The organism is Oceanobacillus caeni (assembly GCF_019037185.1).
GTDB lineage: Bacteria > Bacillota > Bacilli > Bacillales > Amphibacillaceae > Oceanobacillus > Oceanobacillus caeni.
Genome location: NZ_JAHHXM010000005.1, coordinates 77,214 through 103,895 on the forward strand (window position 1 = coordinate 77,214; position 26,682 = coordinate 103,895).

At 35.1% G+C, this 26,682-nt stretch carries 27 protein-coding genes; 1 reads left to right on the forward strand and 26 read right to left on the reverse strand.

What is annotated here, in order from left to right:
* Positions 1–9: 9 nt before the first annotated feature.
* From sucC to KM885_RS04885, 18 genes are all read right to left on the reverse strand, one after another.
* Positions 10–1,170: an ADP-forming succinate--CoA ligase subunit beta gene (sucC, locus tag KM885_RS04800; RefSeq protein WP_060667977.1), complete on the reverse strand. Its 1,161-nt coding sequence runs from the start codon at positions 1,168–1,170 to the stop codon at positions 10–12.
* 92 nt (positions 1,171–1,262) lie between these two features.
* The gene (locus KM885_RS04805) at positions 1,263–1,532 is read right to left on the reverse strand and encodes an EscU/YscU/HrcU family type III secretion system export apparatus switch protein (protein WP_047186034.1); all 270 of its coding nucleotides are present in this window, start codon (positions 1,530–1,532) and stop codon (positions 1,263–1,265) included.
* Entirely contained in the window at positions 1,529–2,683 is a 1,155-nt protein-coding gene (locus KM885_RS04810; RefSeq protein ID WP_128723432.1) for a hypothetical protein, read from the reverse strand. Before KM885_RS04810 ends, KM885_RS04805 begins: the two co-directional genes overlap by 4 nt.
* A gap of 85 nt (positions 2,684–2,768) precedes the next feature.
* Complete coding sequence (locus KM885_RS04815; protein WP_047186032.1) at positions 2,769–3,569, reverse strand: ribonuclease HII; 801 nt, start codon at positions 3,567–3,569, stop codon at positions 2,769–2,771.
* A 204-nt stretch (positions 3,570–3,773) separates the two neighbouring features.
* The gene (gene ylqF / locus KM885_RS04820; RefSeq protein ID WP_047186031.1) at positions 3,774–4,616 is read right to left on the reverse strand and encodes a ribosome biogenesis GTPase YlqF; all 843 of its coding nucleotides are present in this window, start codon (positions 4,614–4,616) and stop codon (positions 3,774–3,776) included.
* Positions 4,617–4,623: 7 nt separating this feature from the next.
* On the reverse strand, positions 4,624–5,184 hold the full coding sequence (gene lepB / locus KM885_RS04825) for a signal peptidase I (RefSeq protein ID WP_216883625.1): 561 nt from the start codon (positions 5,182–5,184) through the stop codon (positions 4,624–4,626).
* A 359-nt stretch (positions 5,185–5,543) separates the two neighbouring features.
* Entirely contained in the window at positions 5,544–5,888 is a 345-nt protein-coding gene (gene rplS / locus KM885_RS04830; RefSeq protein ID WP_047186029.1) for a 50S ribosomal protein L19, read from the reverse strand.
* Positions 5,889–6,026: 138 nt separating this feature from the next.
* Positions 6,027–6,767, reverse strand: coding sequence for a tRNA (guanosine(37)-N1)-methyltransferase TrmD (trmD, locus tag KM885_RS04835; protein ID WP_145523429.1), 741 nt, complete (start codon positions 6,765–6,767; stop codon positions 6,027–6,029).
* On the reverse strand, positions 6,767–7,282 hold the full coding sequence (rimM, locus tag KM885_RS04840; protein WP_047186027.1) for a ribosome maturation factor RimM: 516 nt from the start codon (positions 7,280–7,282) through the stop codon (positions 6,767–6,769). The genes trmD and rimM overlap by 1 nt, the downstream gene beginning before the upstream one ends.
* An 18-nt stretch (positions 7,283–7,300) precedes the next feature.
* Positions 7,301–7,690: a YlqD family protein gene (locus tag KM885_RS04845; protein ID WP_216883626.1), complete on the reverse strand. Its 390-nt coding sequence runs from the start codon at positions 7,688–7,690 to the stop codon at positions 7,301–7,303.
* A 266-nt stretch (positions 7,691–7,956) separates the two neighbouring features.
* Complete coding sequence (locus tag KM885_RS04850; protein ID WP_047186025.1) at positions 7,957–8,184, reverse strand: KH domain-containing protein; 228 nt, start codon at positions 8,182–8,184, stop codon at positions 7,957–7,959.
* Positions 8,185–8,204: 20 nt separating this feature from the next.
* Positions 8,205–8,471: a 30S ribosomal protein S16 gene (gene rpsP, locus KM885_RS04855; RefSeq protein ID WP_047186024.1), complete on the reverse strand. Its 267-nt coding sequence runs from the start codon at positions 8,469–8,471 to the stop codon at positions 8,205–8,207.
* Positions 8,472–8,801: 330 nt separating this feature from the next.
* Positions 8,802–10,145 carry a signal recognition particle protein gene (gene ffh / locus KM885_RS04860; protein ID WP_204798249.1) on the reverse strand — a complete coding sequence of 448 codons (1,344 nt, stop codon included), beginning with the start codon at positions 10,143–10,145 and terminating at the stop codon, positions 8,802–8,804.
* A 13-nt stretch (positions 10,146–10,158) separates the two neighbouring features.
* Positions 10,159–10,476 (reverse strand): putative DNA-binding protein, encoded by a 318-nt coding sequence (locus tag KM885_RS04865; protein ID WP_047186022.1) that lies wholly within the window; start codon positions 10,474–10,476, stop codon positions 10,159–10,161.
* An 86-nt stretch (positions 10,477–10,562) separates the two neighbouring features.
* Positions 10,563–11,567 carry a signal recognition particle-docking protein FtsY gene (gene ftsY, locus KM885_RS04870; RefSeq protein WP_047186021.1) on the reverse strand — a complete coding sequence of 335 codons (1,005 nt, stop codon included), beginning with the start codon at positions 11,565–11,567 and terminating at the stop codon, positions 10,563–10,565.
* A 14-nt stretch (positions 11,568–11,581) separates the two neighbouring features.
* Positions 11,582–15,148 carry a chromosome segregation protein SMC gene (gene smc, locus KM885_RS04875; protein ID WP_145523425.1) on the reverse strand — a complete coding sequence of 1,189 codons (3,567 nt, stop codon included), beginning with the start codon at positions 15,146–15,148 and terminating at the stop codon, positions 11,582–11,584.
* 233 nt (positions 15,149–15,381) lie between these two features.
* Positions 15,382–16,275 carry a 3-hydroxyacyl-CoA dehydrogenase gene (locus tag KM885_RS04880; protein WP_216883627.1) on the reverse strand — a complete coding sequence of 298 codons (894 nt, stop codon included), beginning with the start codon at positions 16,273–16,275 and terminating at the stop codon, positions 15,382–15,384.
* Positions 16,276–16,426: 151 nt separating this feature from the next.
* A complete protein-coding gene (locus tag KM885_RS04885) occupies positions 16,427–17,500 on the reverse strand; it encodes an isocitrate/isopropylmalate dehydrogenase family protein (protein ID WP_060667889.1) in 1,074 nt (357 codons plus the stop codon).
* Between the two features lie 515 nt (positions 17,501–18,015).
* Between KM885_RS04885 and KM885_RS04890 the strand changes: the two genes are divergently transcribed.
* Positions 18,016–18,240 (forward strand): DUF1128 domain-containing protein, encoded by a 225-nt coding sequence (locus KM885_RS04890; protein WP_047186017.1) that lies wholly within the window; start codon positions 18,016–18,018, stop codon positions 18,238–18,240.
* 43 nt (positions 18,241–18,283) lie between these two features.
* Here KM885_RS04890 and rnc read toward each other — a convergent pair whose 3' ends face one another.
* The 8 genes from rnc to KM885_RS04930 all read right to left on the reverse strand — a co-directional run bounded on the left by rnc (position 18,284) and on the right by KM885_RS04930 (position 26,662).
* Entirely contained in the window at positions 18,284–18,961 is a 678-nt protein-coding gene (rnc, locus tag KM885_RS04895) for a ribonuclease III (RefSeq protein ID WP_047186016.1), read from the reverse strand.
* 72 nt (positions 18,962–19,033) lie between these two features.
* Positions 19,034–19,267 (reverse strand): acyl carrier protein, encoded by a 234-nt coding sequence (gene acpP / locus KM885_RS04900; RefSeq protein WP_047186015.1) that lies wholly within the window; start codon positions 19,265–19,267, stop codon positions 19,034–19,036.
* Between the two features lie 139 nt (positions 19,268–19,406).
* On the reverse strand, positions 19,407–20,147 hold the full coding sequence (gene fabG / locus KM885_RS04905) for a 3-oxoacyl-[acyl-carrier-protein] reductase (RefSeq protein ID WP_047186014.1): 741 nt from the start codon (positions 20,145–20,147) through the stop codon (positions 19,407–19,409).
* The gene (fabD, locus tag KM885_RS04910) at positions 20,147–21,085 is read right to left on the reverse strand and encodes an ACP S-malonyltransferase (protein WP_216883628.1); all 939 of its coding nucleotides are present in this window, start codon (positions 21,083–21,085) and stop codon (positions 20,147–20,149) included. Before fabD ends, fabG begins: the two co-directional genes overlap by 1 nt.
* Before the next feature lie 5 nt (positions 21,086–21,090).
* A complete protein-coding gene (plsX, locus tag KM885_RS04915) occupies positions 21,091–22,089 on the reverse strand; it encodes a phosphate acyltransferase PlsX (RefSeq protein ID WP_216883629.1) in 999 nt (332 codons plus the stop codon).
* Positions 22,073–22,660 carry a transcription factor FapR gene (fapR, locus tag KM885_RS04920; protein WP_216883630.1) on the reverse strand — a complete coding sequence of 196 codons (588 nt, stop codon included), beginning with the start codon at positions 22,658–22,660 and terminating at the stop codon, positions 22,073–22,075. The genes plsX and fapR overlap by 17 nt, the downstream gene beginning before the upstream one ends.
* Positions 22,661–22,798: 138 nt before the next feature.
* Positions 22,799–24,832, reverse strand: a complete 2,034-nt coding sequence (gene recG, locus KM885_RS04925; RefSeq protein WP_145523415.1) for an ATP-dependent DNA helicase RecG — start codon at positions 24,830–24,832, stop codon at positions 22,799–22,801.
* A 165-nt stretch (positions 24,833–24,997) separates the two neighbouring features.
* Positions 24,998–26,662, reverse strand: a complete 1,665-nt coding sequence (locus KM885_RS04930) for a DAK2 domain-containing protein (RefSeq protein ID WP_216883631.1) — start codon at positions 26,660–26,662, stop codon at positions 24,998–25,000.
* Positions 26,663–26,682: the final 20 nt, after the last annotated feature.

Sequence of the window (26,682 nt, forward strand, 5' to 3'; positions counted from 1 at the left end):
CTATCAAATTTATTTCACCATTGCTACAATTTTTTGCGCACCATCAGCCATGGAATCTGCTGAAGTAATATTCAAACCGGATTCATTTAATATTTTCTGCCCTAAATCAACATTTGTACCTTCTAAACGAACTACTAAAGGAATCTCTAAACCTACTTGTTTTGTTGCTTCTACAACACCTTCAGCAATAACGTCACATTTCATAATTCCACCAAAGATATTTACAAAAATACCTTTAACATTAGGATCAGATAAAATTATCTTAAATGCTTCTGTTACTTTTTCAGCAGTTGCCCCGCCCCCAACATCAAGGAAGTTTGCCGGTTCGCCGCCAAAATATTTAATAATATCCATCGTTGACATAGCAAGTCCAGCACCATTTACCATACAACCGATATTTCCATCTAAAGCTACATAACTTAAATCATATTTAGAAGCTTCGATTTCCTTTTCATCTTCTTCCTCTAAGTCACGTAATTCCATAATTTCAGGCTGACGATATAAAGCATTATCATCGAAGTTTAATTTAGCATCTAATGCAAGTACCTCGCCATCACCAGTTGTAACTAATGGGTTAATTTCCGCAATGGAGCAATCTTTTGCTATAAATGCATCATACAAACCCGTCATGAATTTAACAGCTTTCCCAACTAGTTCATCTGGAATATTTATGTTAAATGCTAGTCTACGAGCTTGATAAGGTGCTAGTCCAACAACTGGGTCGATTACCTCTTTAAAAATCTTTTCAGGGGTTTCTGCAGCAACTTCTTCAATTTCCGTTCCACCCTCTTCAGACGCCATCATAACGACACGAGAAGTAGCACGATCTAAAACAACACCAACATAGTATTCTTTTTTGATATCGCATCCTTCCTCAATAAGAAGGCGCTTAACCTCTTTTCCTTCTGGTCCGGTTTGGTGAGTAACTAATGTCTTTCCTAAAATTTCATTTGCATATGTACGAACTTCATCCAAATTTTTAGCTACTTTAACTCCACCAGCTTTTCCGCGGCCTCCAGCATGAATTTGTGCCTTGACAACGGTTACAGCACTGCCCAATTTTTCTGCTGCTTCTACAGCTTCATCCACTGTATAAGCTACGTGTCCATTGGGAACTTTTACACCGAATTCACGTAAAACTTGTTTACCTTGGTACTCGTGAATGTTCATTGTTCATCCTCCTAATATAATTACTGCTATTTCATTGTATATAAAAATTATAATTTAAACAAGAAAAACAATCTTAAGTTATCACAAAATTGTCATTTATTTTGTTTAATACTTTGTTCAGTATTGTATATAAACGCAAAAACCTCTGCCACTGCTTCATACAATTCTTCTGGAATTGTCTCATTTATATTAAGTTTTGACAGTAATTCTACTAATGCGATGTCTTCTACTACTGGAATTTGATTATTAGTTGCAATTTCAAGAATTTCATCTGCAATTGCCCCCTTTCCAGCTGCGGTAACTACAGGAGCCGAATGCTCTATTCGATTATATTTTAAGGATACTGCTTTTTTATTCGTCATATTCGAAAATCAACTCCTGTAAAATTGGAAATATTATAATCTTTATTAAGAGCAGTACTTGAAATATTAGATTCAAATGGTATTGGTTTAAATAAAACATTCGTTAAATGATAATTTAACTTTTCTAATCCAGATTTTAATCGTTTTTGTAAAGGGATAGTTTCCTGTTTTAGACCTTCTACATTATTATACACCGTAATAGTTACATTTCTTTGCTGTATATGCATATCGATTATGGTTTCTTGTAGATATTCTAGTTCTAAATAAAAATAGATTCTACAGTAATTTGGATCAATCGTTCCCTTTTCAGACTTTTTACTTTTTAGTTCTAAATTTAAATCTTCATTCAAGCCTAATACTTCACCAGGCAAATTAAAATTAACTTGGATGAAATTGTCTGTTTCATGTATGGTGTTTAATTGCATTCCATTCAAATAATGAAGAAGCTTTTCAGCATGGATTTGATGCTCCCCGTCCACTGATAACATTTGTAATAAATAACTCTTAATAGATGGTTGTGTAATGTCGCCTTGATTTCTTATCGTATATTCATAGTCTAATCCACTATTTGCTAAAAACTGATGAAGATGACGAAGGAAAAGCTCTTTAGGTTCGGCTTCAAAATAGTTGTTACTTTGCATTGGACCTGGTTTGATAAAATTTCGTAACATGGTATAAGTATCGGTAAAGTTTTCTTGTTTTTGAAGTTCATTTATTAAATTACTAATAAGCTTGGATTGACTCTCTGTATTCTTAGAATAGATCGCTTTAAATATGGAATCCGTTAAAGGCAATCTACGTTGAATTAATTCTTTTAATACATCTTGCACTTGTTCATTATTCTTATATGTATCTAGTAATTTTAGTGCTTGCATCAATTGTGTCTTTTCAAACGGGACTCCGCCTACCATCAATTTTTGTAAAAATAATCGGTTAGCTTCTGAATTTTTTACACCTAAACTTTTCAATAAAGCGGGGATATCTAATTTAGATTGATTTTTTAACTTTTTACCAATTACCTTTAAGTAAAGCACTTGATTAGAGAGATGAACTTGAAAATGATAATGGTCCCCAATCGCTAATGGTATTTCAAGTTTCGCTATAACAGTTTGATTCTTTAATTGAATTTGGGCCATATTGTTCGGAAACAATTTGGCAACTTTCCCTCTTACTATCTGGCCTTGATTTAATTCCGGGTTATTAAACGAAGACTGTGAAAAAGGTTTTCCTAATACTTTATTTATATTCAGCTGTAACTCCCTCCTTCACATTGAGCGCATTCCGCACTGGTCCAAATGTATAACGATGAAATGGAGTTGCGCCGAATTCCTTTAATTTTTCCATATGAATTTTAGTACCATACCCCATATTTGATGCAAAGTCATACTCGGGATATTCTCTATGTATTTCTTTCATAATTCGATCACGCGTTACTTTTGCTATAATACTTGCTGCAGCAATAGATACACTTTTTGCATCCCCTTTTATGATTGATTCATACGTATACGTGAGATTTTTCAAATTTACTGCATCGATTAATACATGATCAGGAGAAACATGAAGATTTTTTATAGCTTCCGTCATCGCTAATTTGGTAGCTTCAAAAATATTAATTTCATCAATTTTTCTATTATCCACGATCCCAACACCATAACTTATCGCTTTTTCAATTATTATTTTATAGTATTTTTCCCTAGTTACTTCATTAAGTTGTTTGGAATCGTTTAGGCCAAGTAATTTAAAATCCAATGGTAGTATAACAGCCGCAGCAACGACCGGACCCGCCAATGGGCCTCTTCCAGCTTCATCAACACCCGCTATATATTGTTTTCCAAGTGATCGAGCTCTATTTTCTATTTGACACATTTCATTATACTTTACTTCTAATTCCATTTCCTTACGTTTCTGTTTTTCATAACCCTTTATTAAATTTTGAACACCTTTTCGTTCATCTAATCTTAATTCGCTCACTAACTCCTCAGTTATTAAACCTTGTCTAAATAAGCTTTGAAGCTTTGAAATAGGTTGTTTTTTCATGAATACACCTTACTCTCTCGTTATCTATGTTGTTTTTTAGAATACCGGCTCGGCGAATAACTTAGTTTACAAATCTTTACGGTGGGTCGAGTATTGAAGACCCCAGATGAGAAGGATTTATCTCACCAAATATTTCCCTACCCGCAAAATAAAACATCCATCAAATCTAGATGGATGTCATTTTCAAATAGATTACTTAAATGTTTATAGCCGTTCAAGCGTTATTTTACCAAGTCTTCCTGTTCTTAAATCCCTTAAAACAAGATCAGATACTTTGTCAAAATTTACATTTCCACCGCTTTCTAATGCTCCGCGAAGTTTGCCAATTTTAACAAAGATATCCCACATATCATCCATATCCTGTTCAATTTGATATCTTTCCATAAGTCGATTCGGGTAGTGCTCTTGCATAAAGGTAATAACAAAAGCAACTATATCCTGTAGAGATAATAATTGATCTTTAATCGTCCCAATTGCCGCCAGACGATAGCCAACTGTTTGATCTTCAAATTTGGGCCAGAGAATTCCTGGAGTGTCTAAGAGCTCAAAGTCTTTCTTAACTTTAATCCATAATTGATGTTTCGTAATGCCGGGTCGATCACCTGTTTTCGCGACCTTTTTGTTCGCAAGTCGATTAATGAGTGTCGACTTCCCTACATTTGGGATTCCTACAATCATCGCTCTTGCCGGCCTAGGCTTAATTCCCTTTTTTTCTAATTTTTTTATTTTTTCTTGCCCTAATTGTTTGGCAAGTTGAATAACATTTTTTATATCCTCTTTCTCATTTACATCCACTGCTACAGCTGGTATATCTTGTTCTTGAAAATAAGATAAGAATTGTTCTGTAATTTTCGTATCAGCTAAATCCTTTTTCATCATAACAATCATTTTAGATTTATTTTGCAATACCTGTCGAAGCATTGGATTTTGTGAAGACAATGGCGCTCTAGCATCAACCAATTCTATTACAAAATCAACTAGTTTTAATTTTTCCTCTACTTCCCGTTTCGCTTTTGCCATGTGTCCTGGAAACCATTGTATAGTCATAAAAGTCCTACTCTCCTACGATTCGCATTCTATCCAGAGGCCAATAAATTAAACTTGCTTTTCCTACAATTTGATCCATCGAAATAACCCCTAACATTCGGCTATCTGTTGAGTTACCCCGATTATCCCCTAACACGAGCACGTGACCTTCTGGAATAGTTGTAAACTCTCCTGGTAACTCTTCCAATGTAAAATCATTTGTTAAGGTTTGATATGGTCCCAAATTTCTTTTTTGTTCACTTAAAAATGGTTCTTCAACAGGCTCACCATTTATATATAAAACCTCATCCTTAACAGCAACGTGTTCACCAGGTAAACCAATTACCCTTTTAATAAAGTCTTTTTGAGCAGACGCATGAAATACTACAATATCAAAACGTTCTGGTTCTCCGATTTTATACCCTATTTTATTGACTATCATTTGATCTTTGTCATGTAGGGTTGGCAACATCGATGGTCCATCGACAACTATTGGAGAGAATAAAAACATACGTACAACAAGTGCCAAGCCCAATGCAAGTAATAATGCTTTTAACCGATCAAACCATTCTTTCTTTTTATTCGCCATGCGTTCTCCTCCACGTCACGCAATCTCTTTATACTATATTTTATCATAATCCACGTAATTTAATGAACTAAATAATAAAAACCATTCATTGTTTTTAATAAAGAAGACTTCCATCAGTGGGGGGTATCCTTCATCCCTCATTGATGGTTAGTAGCACTTATCGGACCTTTACGGGCAGTTGATCTCCTACCTACCTTCTTTGTTTCCCCAAAAGCTTAAGGCGGGAGTCTTACTGCCCTTTCAGGTGGGATAAAAAAAGAACTTGGTTAAATACTCAAGTTCTTTTTTTATTACTGGTATACAGTTTTTAGATGTTTAGCTCCAGCGCTAAAGCCTGTGGGCGCGTGGGCTTATCTTTATTATCGGCGTTCTTTAATGCGTGCAGCTTTACCACGTAAATTACGTAGGTAGTAAAGTTTAGCACGGCGTACTACACCACGACGAACTACTTCAATTTTATCAACACGAGGTGAATGTACTGGGAATGTACGTTCTACACCAACACCGTAAGAAATCTTTCTTACTGTAAATGTTTCACTGATTCCACCGTTTTGACGTTTAATAACAACACCTTCAAAAACCTGGATACGTTCACGAGTTCCTTCAACAACTTTAACGTGAACCTTAACAGTATCTCCAGGACGGAAATCAGGATGGTCTGTACGTAATTGATCTTTCGTAATGTCTGCAATTAATTGTTGCATTCTAAACTCTCCTTCCAAACTAATGTTCATCATTCTCTAAGAACAGCGGAACATCGTTTTACGGCTTAAACGAACTTAAGCACAATCATTAATATAACATAAAGCAACCATTTGTTCAACTATATTTAAAGTCTTGTTTTAACTATCTTCATTTTTTATTTTATTTAATAGTTTCCTATCTTCATCAGACAACTGAATAGACTCCAGCATATCTTTTCTTCGTTCATACGTTCTTTTCAATGATTGTTCTTTACGCCATTTTTCAATCTTTGCATGATTACCTGATAATAAAATATCAGGGACTTCCAAACCGCGGAAATTCGCTGGACGTGTATAATGTGGATGCTCCAACAAACCAGAAGAAAATGAATCTTGAACTGCCGACTTTTCATTTCCTAATACTTCAGGTAATAAACGAACTACACTGTCCACTACTACCATTGCGCCTAGCTCTCCACCTGTTAATACATAATCCCCTATCGATATTTCATCTGTGACAAGATGTGTTCTAATTCTTTCGTCATACCCTTCATAATGCCCACAAATAAATATTAGATGATCTTCGTTCGCAAATTCTTCCGCTTTTTTTTGGTTATAAGGTTCGCCTTGGGGACACATTAATATAATACGTGGTTTTTTTCCCTTTGTAGCTATTGAGAGTGATTCAACCGCATCAAAAACAGGTTGTGGAGATAGAACCATCCCAGCGCCACCACCATATGGATAATCATCTACTTTATTATGCTTGTTTTTCGTATAATCCCTAAAATTCACCAATTGATAGCTGAACTGACCTCGTTCACTTGCTCTTTTGAGAATGGAACTCTGAAAAACCCCTGTAAACATTTCGGGAAATAATGTGAGAATATCGATGTGCATTAATCTAGCAATCCTTCCATTAGTTCTATCCTAACGTTTTTTTCTTCTATGTCGACAGACTTCACTACTTCTTTTATATAAGGTACTAAAATATCCTTTCCTTTCGGCTGTTTCACAACCCATACGTCATTTGCTCCAGGTGATAAGATTTCTTTTATCTTACCAATATACTGATTATCTGTAGTATGCACATCACAGCCAATAATCTCATGGTAGTAAAATTCATTATCATCTAACTCAGTCAATTGCTCTTCAGATATTTTCAAATATAACCCCTTAAAGTTCTCCACATCATTGATATTATGATACCCTTCGAATTGTAAAAGATCATACCCTTTATGTATACGATGTCCATCAATGACTAATTCTAATGGTTCCCCATCCTTTTTATCTAAGTAGACAGTACTACCTATTTGAAAGCGGTCATCAAAATCACTAATCCGCAAAACTTTTACTTCCCCACGGATACCATGAGTATTTAGAATTTTTCCAACGTTAAACATGTTTATTGTCATATTATCACTCTTCTTTCTCTATTTATCAACACGAACAATTATGCCATCTTTTATCACAATGGATTGCTCGCTCATTATTTCTTCCCAATTCATTCCTTCTGTAACCTCAACAAGAGCTTCAACTTCGTCTTCTACTATTTCTACACCTAGTTCAAGCATCTCCATTTGTTCTATTTTAAAATCAATTAGATCCATTTTTTCCCTGCGTTTCGTAATTTCATTTTGAAATCTACGTGTTACATCTTGTTTGGAAACGCCGGGTTTATTTTGTAATTTCTTTTTTTCAAACAGAAGTTGTTGACACTCTTGTTCAAGTCGCATTTTTTGCTTATTAAACTGGTTCAATAATTTTTTTCTACTTTTCTCAGTGACTATTTGTTTGACTAGGACTTTTTTTATTATCTTCATTATTTTCCTCACTCTCACAAAAGGTCTCTTACAATACGCGTTAAAAAAGGGGGATAAAAAGGACCGATTCTACACAAGTTGCAACGCTGCCCCTACATTTAGGTATGCCGACATTAGTCACAAAGGCTGTTTTTATTCGGCCTTCCTTTAATCCATGATCACCAACAAAGAAATTCAAAGTGTCATTTTTACCGGACTTTTAAAACATCCTCTTAAAAATAATACAGAAAAGGGAAAGCAAAACCAACAGGTTCCTTTCCCTTCGATTACATAATATCTAAGTAAATGCGTTTTTTCCCATCTGTTTTAGCTGCATATACAACTGTTCGAATCGCCTTTGCAATACGCCCGTTCTTGCCAATAACCTTACCAACATCGTCTTTGTGAACAGTAAGATGGTATACAATCTTACTATCTTCTTCTGTTTTTGTAACAACAATATCTTCAGGGCTATCAACAAGCGGAGTAACAATCGATTCTATTAGGGCTTTCATGATATCACACTACTTTACTATTAGTTTTTTTGTTCGTGGAATTTTTTCATGATGCCTTGTTGTGAGAATAGATTACGAACTGTGTCACTTGGTTTAGCGCCTTTTTTCATCCAATCAAGTGCTTTATCCTCATCTATTTTAATTTCAGCTGGGTTAGCAACCGGATTGTAAGTTCCAACCTGTTCAATATTACGTCCGTCACGAGGAGAACGTGAATCTGCTACAACAATACGATAGAAAGGATTTCTTTTAGATCCCATACGTTTTAAACGAATTCTTACTGCCATTTTTTATAGCACCTCCATTAATGTTATTCACAAGATATGATTCTAACAGATAATTTTTTGTCTGTAAAGTGTTTTTCCATTACATTATATAAAGTAACAATCCATAAATCAAATTTCCGAGCGCGTCTGCTTTTTCTAATCTAGCTCCAGCGCTAAAGCCGTAGCGAGACTTCCTTTACCTCATGACACGATAAAGAAGACTTTCGGACTGGTGAAACCATAGGCTTAGTCGCACTTATACCCTTGTGATGAAAGTCAACATCGACCCAAAGTAATAAAGGAAGGCCGACTAAATGCGACCTTTGCGGCCAATGTCGGCATATGCTTTTTCTACATAAACGGAAGGTTAAATCCTTTGCCTTTTTTGCCTTTTTGCATGTTGGTCATTTGTTTCATCATTTTCTTCATTTCATTGAACTGTTTTAAAAGACGATTAACTTGAGATACGGTAGTTCCGGATCCTTTAGCTATTCTTTTTTTACGGCTAGCATTAATAATGCCGGGTTCTTGCCTTTCTTTTTTTGTCATAGATTGAATAATAGCTTCTACTTGCGAGAGCTGTTTCTCATCTATTTGGGCATTTTTAAGACCTTTCATCTTATTTACACCTGGGATCATGTTAATAAGTTCATCTAATGGCCCCATATTTCTTACTTGCCCCATTTGTTCAAGAAAGTCGTCAAAAGTAAATGACATGGTACGCATTTTTTCTTCTAATTCTTTTGCCTGCTTTTCATCAACATTTGCTTGTGCTTTTTCGATAAGGGAAAGTACATCCCCCATTCCTAAAATCCTAGAAGCCATTCGTTCAGGATGGAATGGTTCTAACTGATCTAATTTTTCACCCATTCCGGCAAATTTAATTGATTTATCGGTAACAGCTTTAATAGATAAGGCTGCACCACCACGAGTATCCCCATCTAATTTCGTTAATACTACTCCAGTTATGTCCAACTGTTCATTAAAGCTTTCCGCAACGTTAACCGCATCTTGTCCAGTCATGGCATCTACTACCAAGAAGATTTCATCTGGTTTGACATTTTCTTTGATTTGTTGCAGTTCATCCATTAAATCGGTATCGACATGAAGACGACCAGCAGTATCAATAATGACATAATCATTATGTTCTTCTTTCGCTTTTTCAATTGCTTTTGTAGCAATATCTACAGGATTAGCTTCTGTTCCCATAGAAAAAACTGGCATACTTAATTGTTGACCAAGCGTCTCTAATTGATTAATCGCTGCTGGACGGTACACATCACATGCTACGAGCAGTGGAGAACGATTATGTTTTTTACGAAGATGGTTAGCTAACTTTCCTGTAGTGGTTGTTTTACCAGCCCCTTGTAAACCTACCATCATAATAATAGTTGGCGGACGGTCGCTTACCGCAATCTTACTTTGTTCTCCACCCATTAAATTCGTTAATTCTTCTTTAACAACTTTAATAACCTGTTGACCAGGAGTTAAACTTTCCATCACTTCCTGTCCAACAGCACGTTCTTTAATTCGTTTAATTAAGTCTTTCACAACCTTAAAGTTAACGTCTGCTTCTAACAATGCAAGGCGTACCTCGCGAGTCATTTCTTTAACATCTTGTTCTGAAACCTTACCTTTACCGGTAATTTTTTTCATCGTACTTTGCAGACGGTCGGCTAATCCTTCAAATGCCATAGAAGGTTTCCCCCTAATCTAATTCTTTTAATTGCTGAATGAAAGATAGTATATTTTCATCTGAAGTATATTCTTCCATTTTTTCTAATATAGAAGCCCGTTTTAAAAAACGTTCATATAGGTGAAGTTTCTCTTCATAGGACTCAAGCATCGATTCAGTTCGTTTAATATTATCATAAACTGCTTGTCTAGAAACTTGATGTAGTTCAGAAATTTCACCTAGAGAATAATCTTCCAAATAGTACAGTTCCATATAGTTTCGTTGTTTTGAAGTTAATAAAGTTTGATAAAAATCATATAAATAATTTACCCGGGTTGTTTTCTCTATCAAAACGTCACCCCTTTGTTAAGTGAATCTCCTTTACATAATATCATACTTTAACAAGGTTGTCTGTCAAGGATTATATTCCTACCTAGTTATTCTTCTTCTACCTCTTCTTCTAACATATCTGCGAATAATCCGTAGACAAATGCATTAGCATCAAATTGCTGAAGATCATCCACTTTTTCTCCAAGTCCAACATATTTTACTGGAATATTAAGTTCATTACGAATTGCGAGTACAATACCACCTTTTGCAGTACCATCTAATTTCGTTAAAACTATTCCAGTTACATCTGTTGCTTCAGAAAATGTTTTCGCTTGATTTAACGCGTTTTGACCTGTAGTTGCATCTAAAACTAATAACACTTCATGTGGAGCACCAGGAATTTCACGTTCTATTACGCGTTTAACTTTAGAAAGCTCGTTCATTAAGTTAACTTTATTTTGAAGCCGCCCAGCAGTATCACAAATTAAAACATCTGCATTTCTTGATTTGGCAGCTTTTATACCATCAAAAACGACAGCGGCAGGATCACTTCCCGCACTGTGTTTAATGACATCAACACCAGCACGTTCTCCCCAAACCTCAAGCTGTTCAATAGCACCAGCTCTAAAAGTGTCCCCTGCTGCAAGCACAACTTTTTTCCCTTGCTGTTTTAATTGATTTGCTAATTTCCCTATAGAAGTTGTTTTTCCTACACCATTTACACCAACTACTAAAATTACGGATAAGCCTTCTTCTTGAATGTTTAATGTTTTTATTTCTTCATCATCGTCGCCATGATAGATCTCAACTAATTTTTCTGAAATGACATTCTTCACTTCACTTGTATCTTTTATATTTTGACGTTTCACTTCCATTTTCAATTCGTCAATTAGATCCATTACTGTCATAACTCCTACGTCTGCAGTAATAAGCACTTCTTCCAATTCTTCAAAAAAGTCTTCATCTACCTTCCGATATCTCGCAATTAGGTCGTTAATCTTACCGGAAAAAGTATTTCTACTTTTTTTCATACCTTCTTTATATTTTTCACTTACTTTTTTGGTTTCTTTATTTTGTGTAAACTTAGTTTTCAACTTATCCATAAAACCCATTGTGAACTACCTCCTTAAGAATTAATTAATTCCTTCGTGTCTTCAAGTCTTACAGAAACCAATCGAGAAACCCCTGATTCCTGCATTGTTACTCCGTAAAGGACATCCGCTTCTTCCATCGTTCCTTTACGATGAGTGATAACAATAAATTGTGTATTTTCACTATACAATTTAATATATTTTGCAAAACGAGTAACGTTAGCTTCGTCTAAAGCAGCTTCTACTTCATCCAGTATACAAAAAGGGACTGGACGTACTCGTAATATAGCAAATAATAAAGCTATAGCAGTTAAAGATCGCTCTCCACCAGATAAAAGCCCTAAGTTTTGTAGTTTTTTCCCTGGTGGTTGGGCGATAATATCCACACCTGTATCCAATAAATGTTTGGGATCGGTTAATTTTAATTCCGCATGACCACCACCAAATAATTGCTGGAAAACAACCGCAAATTCTTCTTTTATTTTAGAAAATGTATCATCAAATCGTTTTATCATTTCTTCGTCCATTTCCGAAATAACAGAATATAACGTTTCTTTTGCCTCTACAAGATCATTCCTTTGGCCAGATAAAAACTCATATCGTTCAGAAATCCTATCGTACTCGTCAATTGCCCCTAAATTCACCGTTCCTAATCTTTCTATTCTTGCCTTTAAATCAGTTACAAGGGCTTTTGACTCCGTCACATCTGTTACTTTTTCATAAAGTTGTGATGCTTTTTCAAAAGTAATCGTATATTCGGTTTGTAGATGGTTTAACCTATTTTCCAAATCGACGTCTAGACGATTTGCTTGAACCTCTTTTTGTTGTATCTCTTGAGCAAAAGTTTGGTGCCTTTTATTTTCTTCTTTTAATTCTTTTTCCTCATCTTGGATAATCTGTGTTAATTGTGCGCGTTGTAAACGTCTTTCCTGAATAAGATTGGTTAATCCTTCTTTTTTCTTGCGATTTAATTCCAGCTTTTGATCAATTTCTTCTTCCGTTTCCTCAATATAAGCCATTTCGTATAAATTATCTAGGTCCTTTTTATAAGAACGTAGCAAATTATTAGACTCCGTTATCCTTGTTTCTACAGATTTTACCTTTTCTTTCTGGTTTTTTATCCTTTCTTCCTGTTCTGCTAAAGAAATTTGACATTGATGTAATTCTTGTTGCATTACCTCTTTACTATCTCTAAGTTGTGTTTCTTCTTCACTTAATTGATCCATCTTCTTTTGAATTTCTTCCAATTCCTGTTTAATATCATGCAATTTTTTTGTCAGTTCTTTATCCCTTTTTTCTAGCCGTTCACTCTCATGAATATATTGTTTATGATCCTGATCGTATATAGAGAGATTGTTATTTAAGGAATCCAATTTCAGTTCTAATTCTTTACAATAGGACTGAAGTTTTTGCAATGATTGTTGTTCTTGTACTAATGATTCTTCATTGGTCTTGAATTGGTTTTCTAGATCGGAAATTTTTTCTTTTTGATTAGCCAATTTTTGTTCAAACAAGGTAATTTTTTGTTGAAATTGATTTATCTTTTCATTTAATTCTTTTATATCTTTATCTCTAGAAAATAAAGATTGATTCGTTTTCTTAAGCGCACCGCCTGACATCGAACCTCCAGGATTCACAACATCGCCATCTAACGTTACAACCCGAAATCTCCGCCCGATCATTCGAGCAATTTCATTGGCATCTTTTAATGTTTTCGATATGATTACATGCCCCATTAAATGATTAACGGCTTTACGATAAAGAGATTCTACTTGAACGAGATTAGCAGCAACACCGATAAATCCGGGGTGTTTGTTAATTTGTAAAAGCACGTCATTCGTTATGAAACGTTCTTGAATTGACTCTAGTGGGAGAAAAGTAGCACGACCATTATTCGTTTGTTTTAACCACTGAATTGCATTTCTAGCTGCAAGATCATGTTGCACAACAATATGTTGAGCTTGACCACCAAGCACGGTCTCAATAGCTGTAATGTAATTCTTTGGAACATCAATTAATTCAATGACTGCACCATGGATATTTTCTAACTGTTTTTGTTCACGTGCTTTTAAAATTGCCTTTACGCCTTGGAAAAAACCTTGGAAGTCCTCCTTCATTTCTTCAAGCATTTCTTTTTGGGATTTCAACTTTTCTATATATTGATAACCTTGATAAAGCTTTGTTTGTGATTCCTGAAATAAATTCCTTTCTTTTTCCAACTTCGATTTAATATCGGTCGTTTCTTCTTGAATGGTTGTCCATAATTTCTCTTGTTGAATTAATTTGGCTTCCGTTTCTTCTTTCTTTAGCGAAAGTTCTTCTCTTTGCCTCAATGAATCTTTAAACCTTGAGGCTTGTCTATCCTTCCTCCCAAATATTTGTTGTTTTTGTTGTTTAATGGATTGCTTTTCATTTCTGATAGCTGCTTGTTTATTTAGAAACTCAATATAATCTGACTTCAAACCTTCAATCTGATCAGAAATGGACTCTTCACTTATTGCCAATTTTTCCTGTAACTGTTGTATTTGTTGCTTCGCTTTTTTCCTGGAATCTGAAAGGTTAGTTAATTTCCCTTGTTCTTCTAATAATTCCTTTTCTAGATTCTTAATACTTTCTGCTGTTTCTTCTTTTAATCGTTCTAACTTTTGCTTATTTTCATCAAAGTGTTTCGAACGTTCGTTAAATAATTGCTTTTTCCCTTCATATTTTTCGAGCAACTCTGAAGTCTGGAGTAATTCATCTTGCTTATTTTCAATTTCTTTATCTAATTTATTTATTTGTAGTCTTTGTTTTTCAATTTGGGATTCTTTTTGACGAATGGAGGTTTTCATCTTTATTTCTTCATTTTTTTTCTCATTGATTATATCCAACAATGCTTTCCATTCATTATGTAGCTTTTCAATTTCGGTAATTAAAAGAGATATCTCCTCTTGCTTCAGTTCTTCTTTTAATTTCATGTAATTTTTTGCTTTTTCAGCTTGTTCCCATAAGGGCTCTTTCTGTTGTTCAATCTCATAAATAATATCTTCCACACGATTTAAATTTTCTTGGGTCTCAGCTAATTTATATTCTGCTTTCTTTTTTCTCTGTTTATATTTCAAGACCCCGGCAGCCTCTTCGAAAATAGTTCGTCTTTCTTCCGCTTTGGAACTTAAAATTTCTTCTACCTTTCCTTGGCTAATAATGGAAAAAGCATCACGGCCAAGACCAGAATCCATAAATAAGTCTATAATATCTTTTAAACGACATGATTGTTTATTTATATAAAATTCACTATCACCCGATCGATATACCCTTCTTGTTACACTAACTTCATCATAATCTAATGGCAATGAATGATTTTGATTGTCTAAAACTAATGTTACTTCAGCTACATTTAACGGTTTTCTTGAATCACTACCTTGGAAAATAATATCCTCCATCTTGGATCCACGTAACGTTTTTGCCGATTGTTCTCCAAGCACCCATCTGATTGCATCTGTTATATTGCTTTTACCACTACCGTTAGGACCAACGACAGCAGTAACACCTGGAACAAAATCAACACTGATACGTTCAGCAAATGATTTGAATCCAACACTTTCTAACCGTTTTAAATACATAATCATTCTCCTATATCTAAATAAAAAGAACCTTTTTTCGTTCTTTCACATAAGTCATTGGCTTTTTACCGCATTTATTTTACCATAAACATATGAATTAGGCATATTTGTATTGTACTCTATTACTATATTCCTCTAAAAGTAAAAAAAGCCTCTCGTATTTCGAGAAGCTTTTTAATCATATTACTTATATTTTTAATCCCTACTTGGGAATAAGTTTCGCTTTTTAATACCTATTTCAAGAAATCTTCATTTTTATAAGCTGGGTTTGGATATTTGTAGAAGCCTTCACCTGATTCAACACCAAGTTTACCCTTGTCCAAATAATTTACCTTTAAATATTCAGCAACTTTCTTGGCATTTTCGTCTCCTGCTTCACCTTTTGCTTTAGATAGGTTATATGGTGTACGAATCCCAATGATATCAAGAGTAGCAAATGGTCCATTCGGTGCACCTGTTGCAACCATCCACGTTTTGTCAATTGTTTCAACATCTGCTATTTCATTGACTAGCAATTGTTGAGCTGCATCCAAGAATGGTACCAATAGGGAGTTCAAGATATAGCCAGGCTGCTCCTTGTAAATTGGAAGTGGAATCATACCAATCTCTTTTGCAAAATCCACTAAATCCTGAAATACCTTCATGTCCGTTCCTTCATGCTTCATAATTTCAGCGGTATTATTTTTCCAAATTTCATTTGCAAAGTGCAGCATTAAAAATTTCTCTGGACGACCTGTTGCATCAGCGAATTGGCTCGGAAGCATTGTCGAAGAATTTGATGCAAAGATCGTATGCTTTGGAGCAACCTCTGCTAATTGATGGTAGAAATTTATTTTAATATCCGTTAGTTCCGGAACAGCCTCAATTACCAAATCCGCCTGTTCAACAGCTTTTCCTAAATCCGAATAAAAGTTCATACTTTTATATGCTTGATTTACCTGCTCATCAGTGGCACCAAGATCTTCTTTGTAACGATCTTTAAGCTTTTCAATTCGTCCCTTTGCTGTCTCTATAGCCTTATCATTAATGTCATATACGCTTACGTTAAAACCTTTAAAGGCAATTTGATAAGCAATTTGACTACCTAGTACGCCACTACCAGCGACAGTTACATTTTTAAATACCATAAAAACCCTTCTCTCATGAATGTGTGCAAATTTCTTAGGGTAGATACCACCCTATATGTTATATTCTAGACCTGTTTTTTTAAGTGGTCTACTTTGTTGCTTTAGGGAGTAGTATTGGTATGGAAGTATATAACTATGTAGTAATTTCTCACTATTGTCGTTGAATCTTATTCATAACGGCTTTGGTAAAAGAAGTTGTCGTCTCCTTTCCATTCAAATCAACCGTCTTTATTCCTTCTTCCATAACTGTAAATATACTTTGTTCTATTAGATTGGCAATTTCAATTAACTTATCATCTTTATGTCGGCCACCAAGCCATTGAAGCAACATTACGGTTGATAGGATTATTCCGACAGGGTTGGCTTTATTTTGACCAGCTATATCTGGTGCAGATCCATGAGCAGCTTGAGCCATTACCTGTTGGCTATTCGTGTTAATGGATGGTGCCAACCCCAAACTACCTGCAAGTTCTCCCGCTAAATCTGATAAAATATCTCCAAACATATTCTCTGTTACAATAACATCAAACTGATAAATATTTCTTACAAGGTGAGCCGTCATTGCATCAATATGATAATCATCCACTTGAACATCTGGATAATCTTTTGCAACCTCCAAACAAATATCTTTAAACATACCGGTTCCTAATCTAATTACATTCGCTTTATGTACAATCGTCACTTTTTTCCTTCTACTCATAGCCGCTTCAAAGGCTGCCTTCGCAATTCTTGTAATAGCCTTTCTTGTGAAGACCCCGGTGGACACAGCTACATCCGGCGTTATTTTCCACTCCCCAACTCCTGAATACATGTTGCGATCTGGATAAAACCCTTCCGTATTTTCTCGATAAATAACTAGATTTGCATTTTCTACCAAACCTTTTACACCTGGAATTGATTTCGAAGGTCTAATATTCGCATACAAATCAAAGGAATGACGTAATTCTCCACTAGGGTTTCTTATCTCTTTAAATTTATCAGGATAGGAAGCTGAATCATGGGGACCCATAATCCAACCATCTAGCTCAGCTAATGCTTCTTTTGTCGAAGATGGTACCGGATGACCTAATTTATCAATAGATTCCCAGCCAATAGGGAGGTATTGAAACTTCAAAACATTCAGCTTTAACTGCCTGCAAGCTGCGTTAACTATCTCAACAGTTGAATCTACAATTTCTGGACCGATTCCGTCACCATATAGAACGCCAATTTTGTACTGACTCATTTTTTAATCTACTCCTTTTAAATCACCCTATTTTCACCAATAAAAAATGTTGCCAGGATAGCGACAAACGTTAAAAACACACTTGATACTAGGCCAATTGAACTAGTGCGATACCTATTAATTCAGACTACGACATAGCTATTAGAAAAATAACCCATAGATATATAGCAAAAGCCAATAGTCCTAAAGTTAATTGCTGATTGGTTGTAAAGTTAGCTAAATAATTATCTTTTAAAGTAAAGAACACTAATTAAATTGGTTATTTTTAGTTTACTGCAAGCGTAGCCATAATTGAAATAACAATTTTTTATAATTAAACATAAATAAAAGGAATAACACCAAGTTATAATTATAATAGAGGGTTCAGATAACTAAGGCGGATTTTTTATCGTACTTGATAAAAAGTCATTGGCTTTTTGTCGCATTTATCTTATCATAAAATTAGTGACATAAAGAAGTATGGAATCAATACATAACGCAGATTAGCAATTGTATCTAAAATGGGGGGATTGCAAATGGATTTAAAAGTAGCATCACAAGAGAATCTTAAAATTCTTCTTGATGAATTAGCAGATAAATTAAATGTGGTAAATCGAGGGTTACTAGATGCTGAGGATTATGATATTAATAAATATGATGATCTGAAACTAATGTACGATATCATTAAGAAAAAAGGACAACTTAGTACGTTAGAGACGCAAGCATTTGTCGAAGAATTGGGCTCTATAAGAAAGAAATAAGAAATAGCAAAAAGCTGTTATTCCCAGAATAACAGCTTTTCTACTAAGCATTAAAAGTATCCAGTGCAATCTTTGCTGCTCTTTGCTCTGCTTCTTTTTTGGTTCTACCAATTCCTTCGCCAACAACTTCATTATTAATGAATACATTAGCAATAAACTCTTTATTATGTGAGGGTCCTTTTTCATTCACTATTTTGTACTCAATAACTCTGTTTTTATATTGCTGAATATATTCTTGTAATTGGCTTTTATAATCCATCGCATGCGAAAAAGTACCAGCTTTTATTTTCGGAAAAACATGTTCTTTTAGAAAATCTAAAGCTATATCAAATCCCTGATCGAGATATAACGCGCCAAGAAAGGCTTCAAATACATCGGCTAAAATTGCTGGGCGTTCTCTTCCACCAGTTTGCTCTTCCCCTTTACCTAGTAGCAAATAATCCCCAAAATGAAGATCTTGTGCAAATCCTACTAAAGATGGTTCACACACAATCGCAGCTCTTAGCTTCGTCATTTCACCTTCTGGCATTTGTTCATGATTTCGATACAAGTATTGAGACACACCTAGTTCAAGAACAGCATCCCCTAAAAACTCCAACCGTTCATTATCCGAAAATACTTCCTTCCGATGCTCATTCACATACGATGAATGTGTAAAAGCCTGCCTGATTAAATCATGATCATGAAAGGACAGGTTTAATTGCTTTTCCAGTTGTTCCATATTTTCACCTCTGAGAAGTAGATACGGAAAGTCTCGCAATAATTTGCGAGACTTTCCTATTATTAGGATTGTTTACTGTTGACTATTTATGTAATTAACAGCATCCCCTACTGTATTAATTTTTTCAGCTTCTTCATCAGCAATTTCCATATCAAACTCATCTTCAAGTTCCATTACTAACTCAACAACGTCTAGTGAATCTGCCTCTAGGTCATCTTTAAAAGATGCTTCTAGCGTGATTTTTTCTTCATCTACATCAAGACGATCGATAATAATTGCTTTAACTCTGTCAAACACATCTGCCATTACTATTCACCTCCCTTCAAATAGTATCAATTAATTTAGCAAAACTTATTCTTAGCTAAATTTTTAATTTCAAAAGACTTTCTTAAAATTGTATAATATCATATCCATAAAATAAATTACTAGTAAAAACTCAAGAAATTTACATAACCATTCCGCCATCAATATGAAGCGTTTGACCTGTCATATAATTTGCATCATCTGAAGCAAGGAATCGAACTACTTTCGCAACATCTTCAGGTTGTCCTAATTTATGTAAAGGAATTAACCCTAACATTCCTTCTTTTTGTTCATCTGTTAATTGATCTGTCATATCTGTTGCAATAAATCCAGGTGCTACAGCATTCACTAGAATATTACGTGAAGCAAATTCCTTCGCAGTTGTTTTTGTTAAACCGATGACTCCTGCTTTAGCAGCCACGTAATTAGCTTGTCCAGGGTTACCAGATACACCAACAATCGAAGCAACATTAATAATTTTACCAGATCTTTGCTTCATCATTTGTCTAGCTACGGCTTTCGTACATAAGAATACCCCTTTTAAGTTTGTAGTAATGACATCATCAAATTCTTCTTCTTTCATTCGCATTAAAAGATTATCCCTTGTTATACCAGCATTATTTACAAGTATATCTAGGCTACCAAATTGGCTGGTAACTTCTTTTATCATGCCTTTAACTTCCGATTCATTCGCAACATTCGCTTGGATTTTGAATGCTTTTACACCGTAGCTTTCAATTTCTTCCACAACTTGTTGCGCTTTTTCTTCACTGCCAGCATAATTCACAGCAACATTTGCACCTTTCCTCGCTAGTTCAAGTGCAATTGCTCTTCCAATACCTCGAGATGCACCGGTTACTAAAGCATTTTTGCCTTTTAACATTAGTTATCCTCCTTATACCATGAGATAAATTTATTCATTGAATCGATATCTTGTATTGAGAAAGTTGGTATCTTCCGGTCGATTTTTTTCAAAAGGCCGCTTAAAACCTTGCCATTTCCAACTTCCACAAATGCATCTATTCCTTCCTCCATCATGTTACGTATGGACTCTTCAAATCTCACAGGAGAATACAATTGTTTAATAAGAAGATCTTTTATTTCATTTTTTTTTGAAACTGGTTTAGCAGAAACGTTAGCGTAAACTGGAATTTTAGAATCATTAAATTCTATTTGATTTAAATAGTTAGAGAATTCCTCGTTCGCGGATTTCATTAATCTGGAGTGGAATGGACCACTAACATTTAAAGGTAAAACTCTCTTCGCACCATTTTCCTTTAATAATTTACTTGCCTCTTCAATTCCTTCCTTCGAACCAGAAATAACTATTTGTCCTGGACAATTTAAATTTGCAATATCCACTACTTCATCTGTAATAGATTGTATTGCCTTTGCGATTTCCTGCTCGTTTAAGCCCAATACAGCTGCCATGGTACCCTTGCCTTTTGGAAAGGCATTTTCCATTAATTTCCCTCGGGTGGCAACAAGTGGTAATGCATTATCAAAACTTATTGCTCCTGCAGCAACTAATGCACTATATTCCCCTAAACTATGTCCAACTGTCATAACAGGTTCAATTTCCTCTTTAATAAGCAGTTGATGTACAGCAATACTTGAAAGCAATAATGAAGGTTGAGCATTTTCCGTTTCCGTTAACGTCTCTTTCGGTCCTTCAAACATTAATTTGGTAATATCTTTATTTAATAATTCATTTCCTTTATGAAAAAGTTCTTGAACTTCTGGATATGTATCATAAAATTCTTTTCCCATCCCAATATCTTGGGAACCTTGACCTGGAAACATAAAAGCAACACGTTTCATTTTTTTCACTCCTTCTCAAATTCCATTGATTCCACCGTTGTTTTGATAGTATCTGTTACATGATGATCCACCATATGTTTCGCTTGTTTTACAGCACTTACAATTGCTCTATGTTTAGAAGAACCATGAGCTTTTATAACTGGAGCTGCTAGGCCAAATAAACCTGCACCACCATATTCAGAGTAATCTAATTTACCTTTCAAACCACGTAAATCATTTTTTAGAATTGCTGCACCTAGTTTTGTTTTAAAAGAAGACATCATCGTATCTTTTAATATTGTAAAAAGACTATTTGCTGTTCCCTCGATTGTTTTTAAGGCGATATTCCCACTGAACCCATCTGTAACTACAACATCTGCTACCCCGTCAAGTAAATCACGTGCTTCCACGTTTCCAATAAAATTGACAGGTGCGTTCTTTAATTGTTCAAATGCTTTTTTAGTTAAATCATTGCCTTTTCCATCTTCCGTACCAACATTTAATAATCCAATAGTGGGGTTAGTAATGGAACGCACTTTTTCAGCATAAACGGAACCCATAATAGCATATTGTACAAGGTGTTGTGGCTTAGCATCTACATTTGCACCTACATCTAATAGTAGAAATCCTTTACCATCTATAGTTGGTAATGTTGGTGACAATGCAGGTCTATCAATTCCAGGTATTCTTCCTACGACAAACAACCCCGCACTCATTAATGCACCAGTATTTCCAGCAGAAATACATGCATCAGCACGTCCTTCTTTTACTTCCTTTGCAGCTAAAACAAGAGAAGCATTTTTCTTTCGTCTTACCGCTCTCACTGGTTCGTCATTTCCAGTAATAACTTCTTCTGTATGGATAATATCAAGATTCTCACGATTCGTTAATAGTGGATTGATTTGTTTTTCATCCCCTATTAATGTGATATGTAGATCTTTTATTTCAGAGACAGCTTCCATAGCTCCTAAAACTATTTCTTTCGGAGCGTGGTCTCCTCCCATGGCGTCAATTGCTAATCTCATGATCGTCTTCTCCTTTATCCGTAGATCTGTACATATGAAATATTCCAGTAAATACTTTTTCATTTCCTACAAAACTATTTACTTTAACTTTTGTTAGCCCTTTTTGGTTCCCCTCTACCATTGCTTTTGCCACTACTCGTTCGCCTTCTTTTACTTGCCTAGTAAATCTTATATCAGCCTTTGCAGTGAGTGCTAGTTCATCATTAATTAGTGCAACAGCAAGAGAATTGGCTTGAGCAAATAAATGGTGACCACGGGCTATTTTATTTCTTGAGAATACTAAATCTTTATTTATATCTAATATAGATATAGCTCTTCTGTCTAATTCTAGATCAATTACTTCTCCGATGACTTCCTCAAGTGGTAGTGCTTTTACAGTCTCATTCCATTGATTCGTTGCTACATTTCTTATCCTTTCTCTTAATTCCGGAATCGAAAGCTCCATCCGATCTAGCCGGATGGTTTGTATGCTAACTGAGAAGTAATTCGCCAATTGCTCGTCCGTTATAAATGGTGTTTTCTCTATCTTTTCTTTTAATAATTTTTGTCGTTCTGACTTTGATCGCTTCATCCTATCACGCACCGTTCAATCTATTAGCTTTATTCCCTCCGGCTACAACGGCCAGCAAACTTCACATTTCCGACTCATTCTATGACTTGGTACTAATAGTAATATATTATACCATTAACATTTATGCAAGTAATGTTATTAATCTAATATATTTGCAAATGAGGGGTCTTTTTCTAATAGTTGTCTTAAATAATAATATTCCTCATCAGCATATAGAAGATTATTCTCAATAATTTCTTGTGCATCGGAGCGTGCTGTTTCAAGGGCTTTAAAGTCATGTACCATATCCGCTACTTTAAATTCGGGCATACCACTTTGTTTTTTACCAAAAAAGTCACCTGGTCCCCTTAATTTAAGATCTTGCTCTGATAATTCAAAACCATTCGATGTCTCGGTCATAATTTTCATTCTTTCCTTACCGACTTCTCCTTTTGGATCAGCAATTAAAATGCAATAGCTTTGTTTATCTCCTCTACCAACCCTTCCGCGTAATTGGTGTAATTGCGATAAGCCAAAACGTTCTGCATCATAAATTACCATGATCGTAGCATTAGGAACATTCACACCTACCTCAACAACTGTAGTCGATACCAATACCTGTACTTCATTGTCGGCAAATTGTTTCATTACTTCTTCTTTTTCAGCCGATTTTAATCGTCCATGCATCAGCCCTACTTTAACTTCAGGTGGAAAAAATTCCGTTAATTGCTCATATAAGTCGACCGCATCTTGAATATCTAACTTATCCGATTCCTCAATAAGTGGACAAATAACATATGCTTGTTCTCCCAATGCTACATGTTTCTCAATCATACGTAACACTCGCTCGAACATATTGTCTTTCGCCCAGTATGTTTCAATTTCCTTTCTTCCTTTTGGCATTTCATTAATAGTGGAGACATCCATATCCCCAAAAGCCGTTATGGCTAACGTGCGAGGAATTGGTGTAGCAGTCATGAAAAGAACATCAGGTTTAAGTCCTTTATCTCGTAACATTCTACGTTGCTCCACGCCAAAACGATGTTGTTCATCAACAATAACAAATCCTAAATCAGAAAAATTTACATCCTCTTGAATTAACGCATGTGTCCCTATTAAAATATCTATCTTATGCTCTTCTAATGCAGATATTATTTCCTTCCTTCTCTTACCTTTAACGGATCCCGTTAGCAACGCAATATTGGCTTTATCCTTAAATAATTCAAGTAAGGATTCATAATGCTGCTCCGCTAAAATTTCTGTCGGTACCATGAGAGCTCCTTGTTTTCCCGCTGTCTTTGCTGCGTATAATCCGATAGCTGCGACAGCCGTTTTTCCTGACCCTACATCTCCCTGTAATAAACGATTCATACGGTACGGGGATTTCATATCTTTTAATATCTCTTTTAAAGACTTCCTTTGTGCATTTGTTAAGGTAAAAGGGAAACCTTGAATAAATTGTTCAACTTCCTTTTCATCGTAACTTTGTGCGTTTCCTATAGAAGCTTCACGATTGATTTTACGTAATAATTGCATTTTTAATTGAAAAAGTAAAAATTCCTCAAATATAAATCTTCTTCTCGCATGTTTTAAAGCTATTCGATTCGGTGGGAAATGCATTGTTTTAATCGCAGTTTTTCGTTCAGGAAGTTTATAGGAAGTTAAATATCTCTCTGGAATAAATTCTGTTATTTCATTCCATTTATAATCCATTGCAGATTGAATGGTTTTTCTTATTCTTGCATTCGTAAGCTTCCCTCTTAGTGAATACATAGGTTGAATGGTTGCATCTTGATTAGCTGGTCCGATTTTATAATTGCTGACAGTTATTTGAAGCCTGTGGGCATCCCATTTTCCCGTTAACGTCACAGTGGCATCTGAATGTATTTGTTTCTTGGCAAAAGCTCTATTAAACATTACTGCCTTAACCGCTACACCTTCTACTTCAACAGTAAACGTAAGTCGTGATTTTTTTCTGCCATAAACTTGAAGTCTTGGTTCATGTATGACGGTACCTTCAATCGTCACTTTGTCCTCATGAATGAGTTCAATAAGCGGTTTAATTTCAAATACATCATATCGATAAGGGAAATATTCTAATAAATCTCTTATGGTATAAATATTTAATAATGCCAATTCCTCAGCGTATTTTTCACCTATTCCAGTTAGTTCTGTAATAGACTCATCAAGCAAATTAATCACTCTTTCTATTAATAACTATTAAAATCGTTTTTAACTTTAGATTAAATTATAACAAAAAGTAGCAGAATCACCATGTAGAGATTCAAAAATAAAAAACACCAAACCGACGAACCCAAAACTATAGTTTCGGGTTCGTACAAAAATTTGGTGTTTTATTTATTCAACTGATAAAATATAGGAATAGATAGGTTGATCCCCTTTGTGCACTTCCACTTCAATATCCTCATATTCACTTTCAATATATGCCACAAGCTTCTCGACTTCAGACGATTGAACATCTTCCCCATATAACACGGTTACTATTTCATCATCATCTGATATCATTTCTTTTAACAATAGTTTTAGTGCTTCTTCTCTATTAGGATGAGAAGATTTAATATCTCCGTCAATGATACCCATAAAGTTATCTTTTTCAATTGTAATGCCATTAATTTGAGTATCTCGAACTGCATAAGTAATTTGACCGGTCTTTACTTGCTGTCTAGCAGAATCCATTGTTTGTTGGTTTGTTTCGATATCTGATTCGGGATGAAATGCAAGTATGGCGCTAATACCTTGCGGGATCGTTGTTGTCGGTACAACCGCAACCGTTTCTTCTACTAATTCAGCAGCCTGATCCGCAGCCATTCTAATATTTTTGTTATTCGGTAAGACTATAACGTTCCGAGCATTTGCTTGTTTAATCGCATCAGCTATATCCTGGGTACTAGGGTTCATCGTTTGTCCACCTTCAATAACAACGGTAGCACCAAGGCTTTCTAAAAGTTCCTTAATCCCTTTACCCATTGCAACGGTTACGATAGCATACTTTTTCTTTTCTTCTTCTGCAACCTTTTTCTTATGCGTATCTCCAACAATTGCACTATGCTGCTCACGCATGTTCTCAATTTTCATGTTGATGAGGCTACCATATCGTTGACCTAACGTAAGACAAGTCCCCGGAGTTTCAGAATGTACATGGACTTTTACAATATCTTCATCAGAAACAACTAATAAAGAGTCACCAATTTCACTTAATTCTTTTCGAAATTCATCTTCATTGTATGGATTTTCAGCTAACTTTTCTTCTTCAAACTTCACCATAAATTCCGTGCAATAACCAAATTTAATATCAGAAGTATCCATAAAATCTTGTGTCACTTTATGATGCTCTGCATTAACCATTTCTTCCATATCGATATTAGAAAGTCCTTCGGGTAATTCTTCACCCTTAAGTGCGGCTAAAAATCCCTCGTAAATAGTTACCAAACCTTGTCCACCTGAATCAACAACACCAACTTCTTTTAATACAGGCAAGAGTTCTGGAGTTCGCTTTAAGGAAGCCTTAGCCTCCTCCAAAATAACTTCCATTAATTGGATAATATCTGTTTCGGTTTTTGCTGTCTCTACTGCCTTTTTTCCAGCATCTTTAACTACCGTTAAAATGGTACCCTCTACAGGCTTCATCACTGCCTTATAAGCAGTTTTCACTCCAAAGTCAACTGCCATCGCAAAATCCTCAGCAGTAAGGGTTTCCTTTTTTTCCATCCCTTTTGCAAAGCCCCGGAAAATTTGAGATAAAATTACCCCAGAATTTCCTCTAGCACCCATTAATAACCCTTTGGAAAATGCATTCGCAACTGCTGAGGCATTGGAACTATTTAATTTTTTCACTTCATTTGCACCCGAAGTCATGGATAAATTCATGTTTGTTCCAGTGTCACCATCCGGTACTGGAAATACATTTAATGCATCAATCATTTTGGCGTTACTGGCTAAATGATGTGCTCCAGTTAAAATCATATTTGTTAACATAACGCCATCTATTTTTTCAAATGTCACAATACTTCCTCCTACTTAAA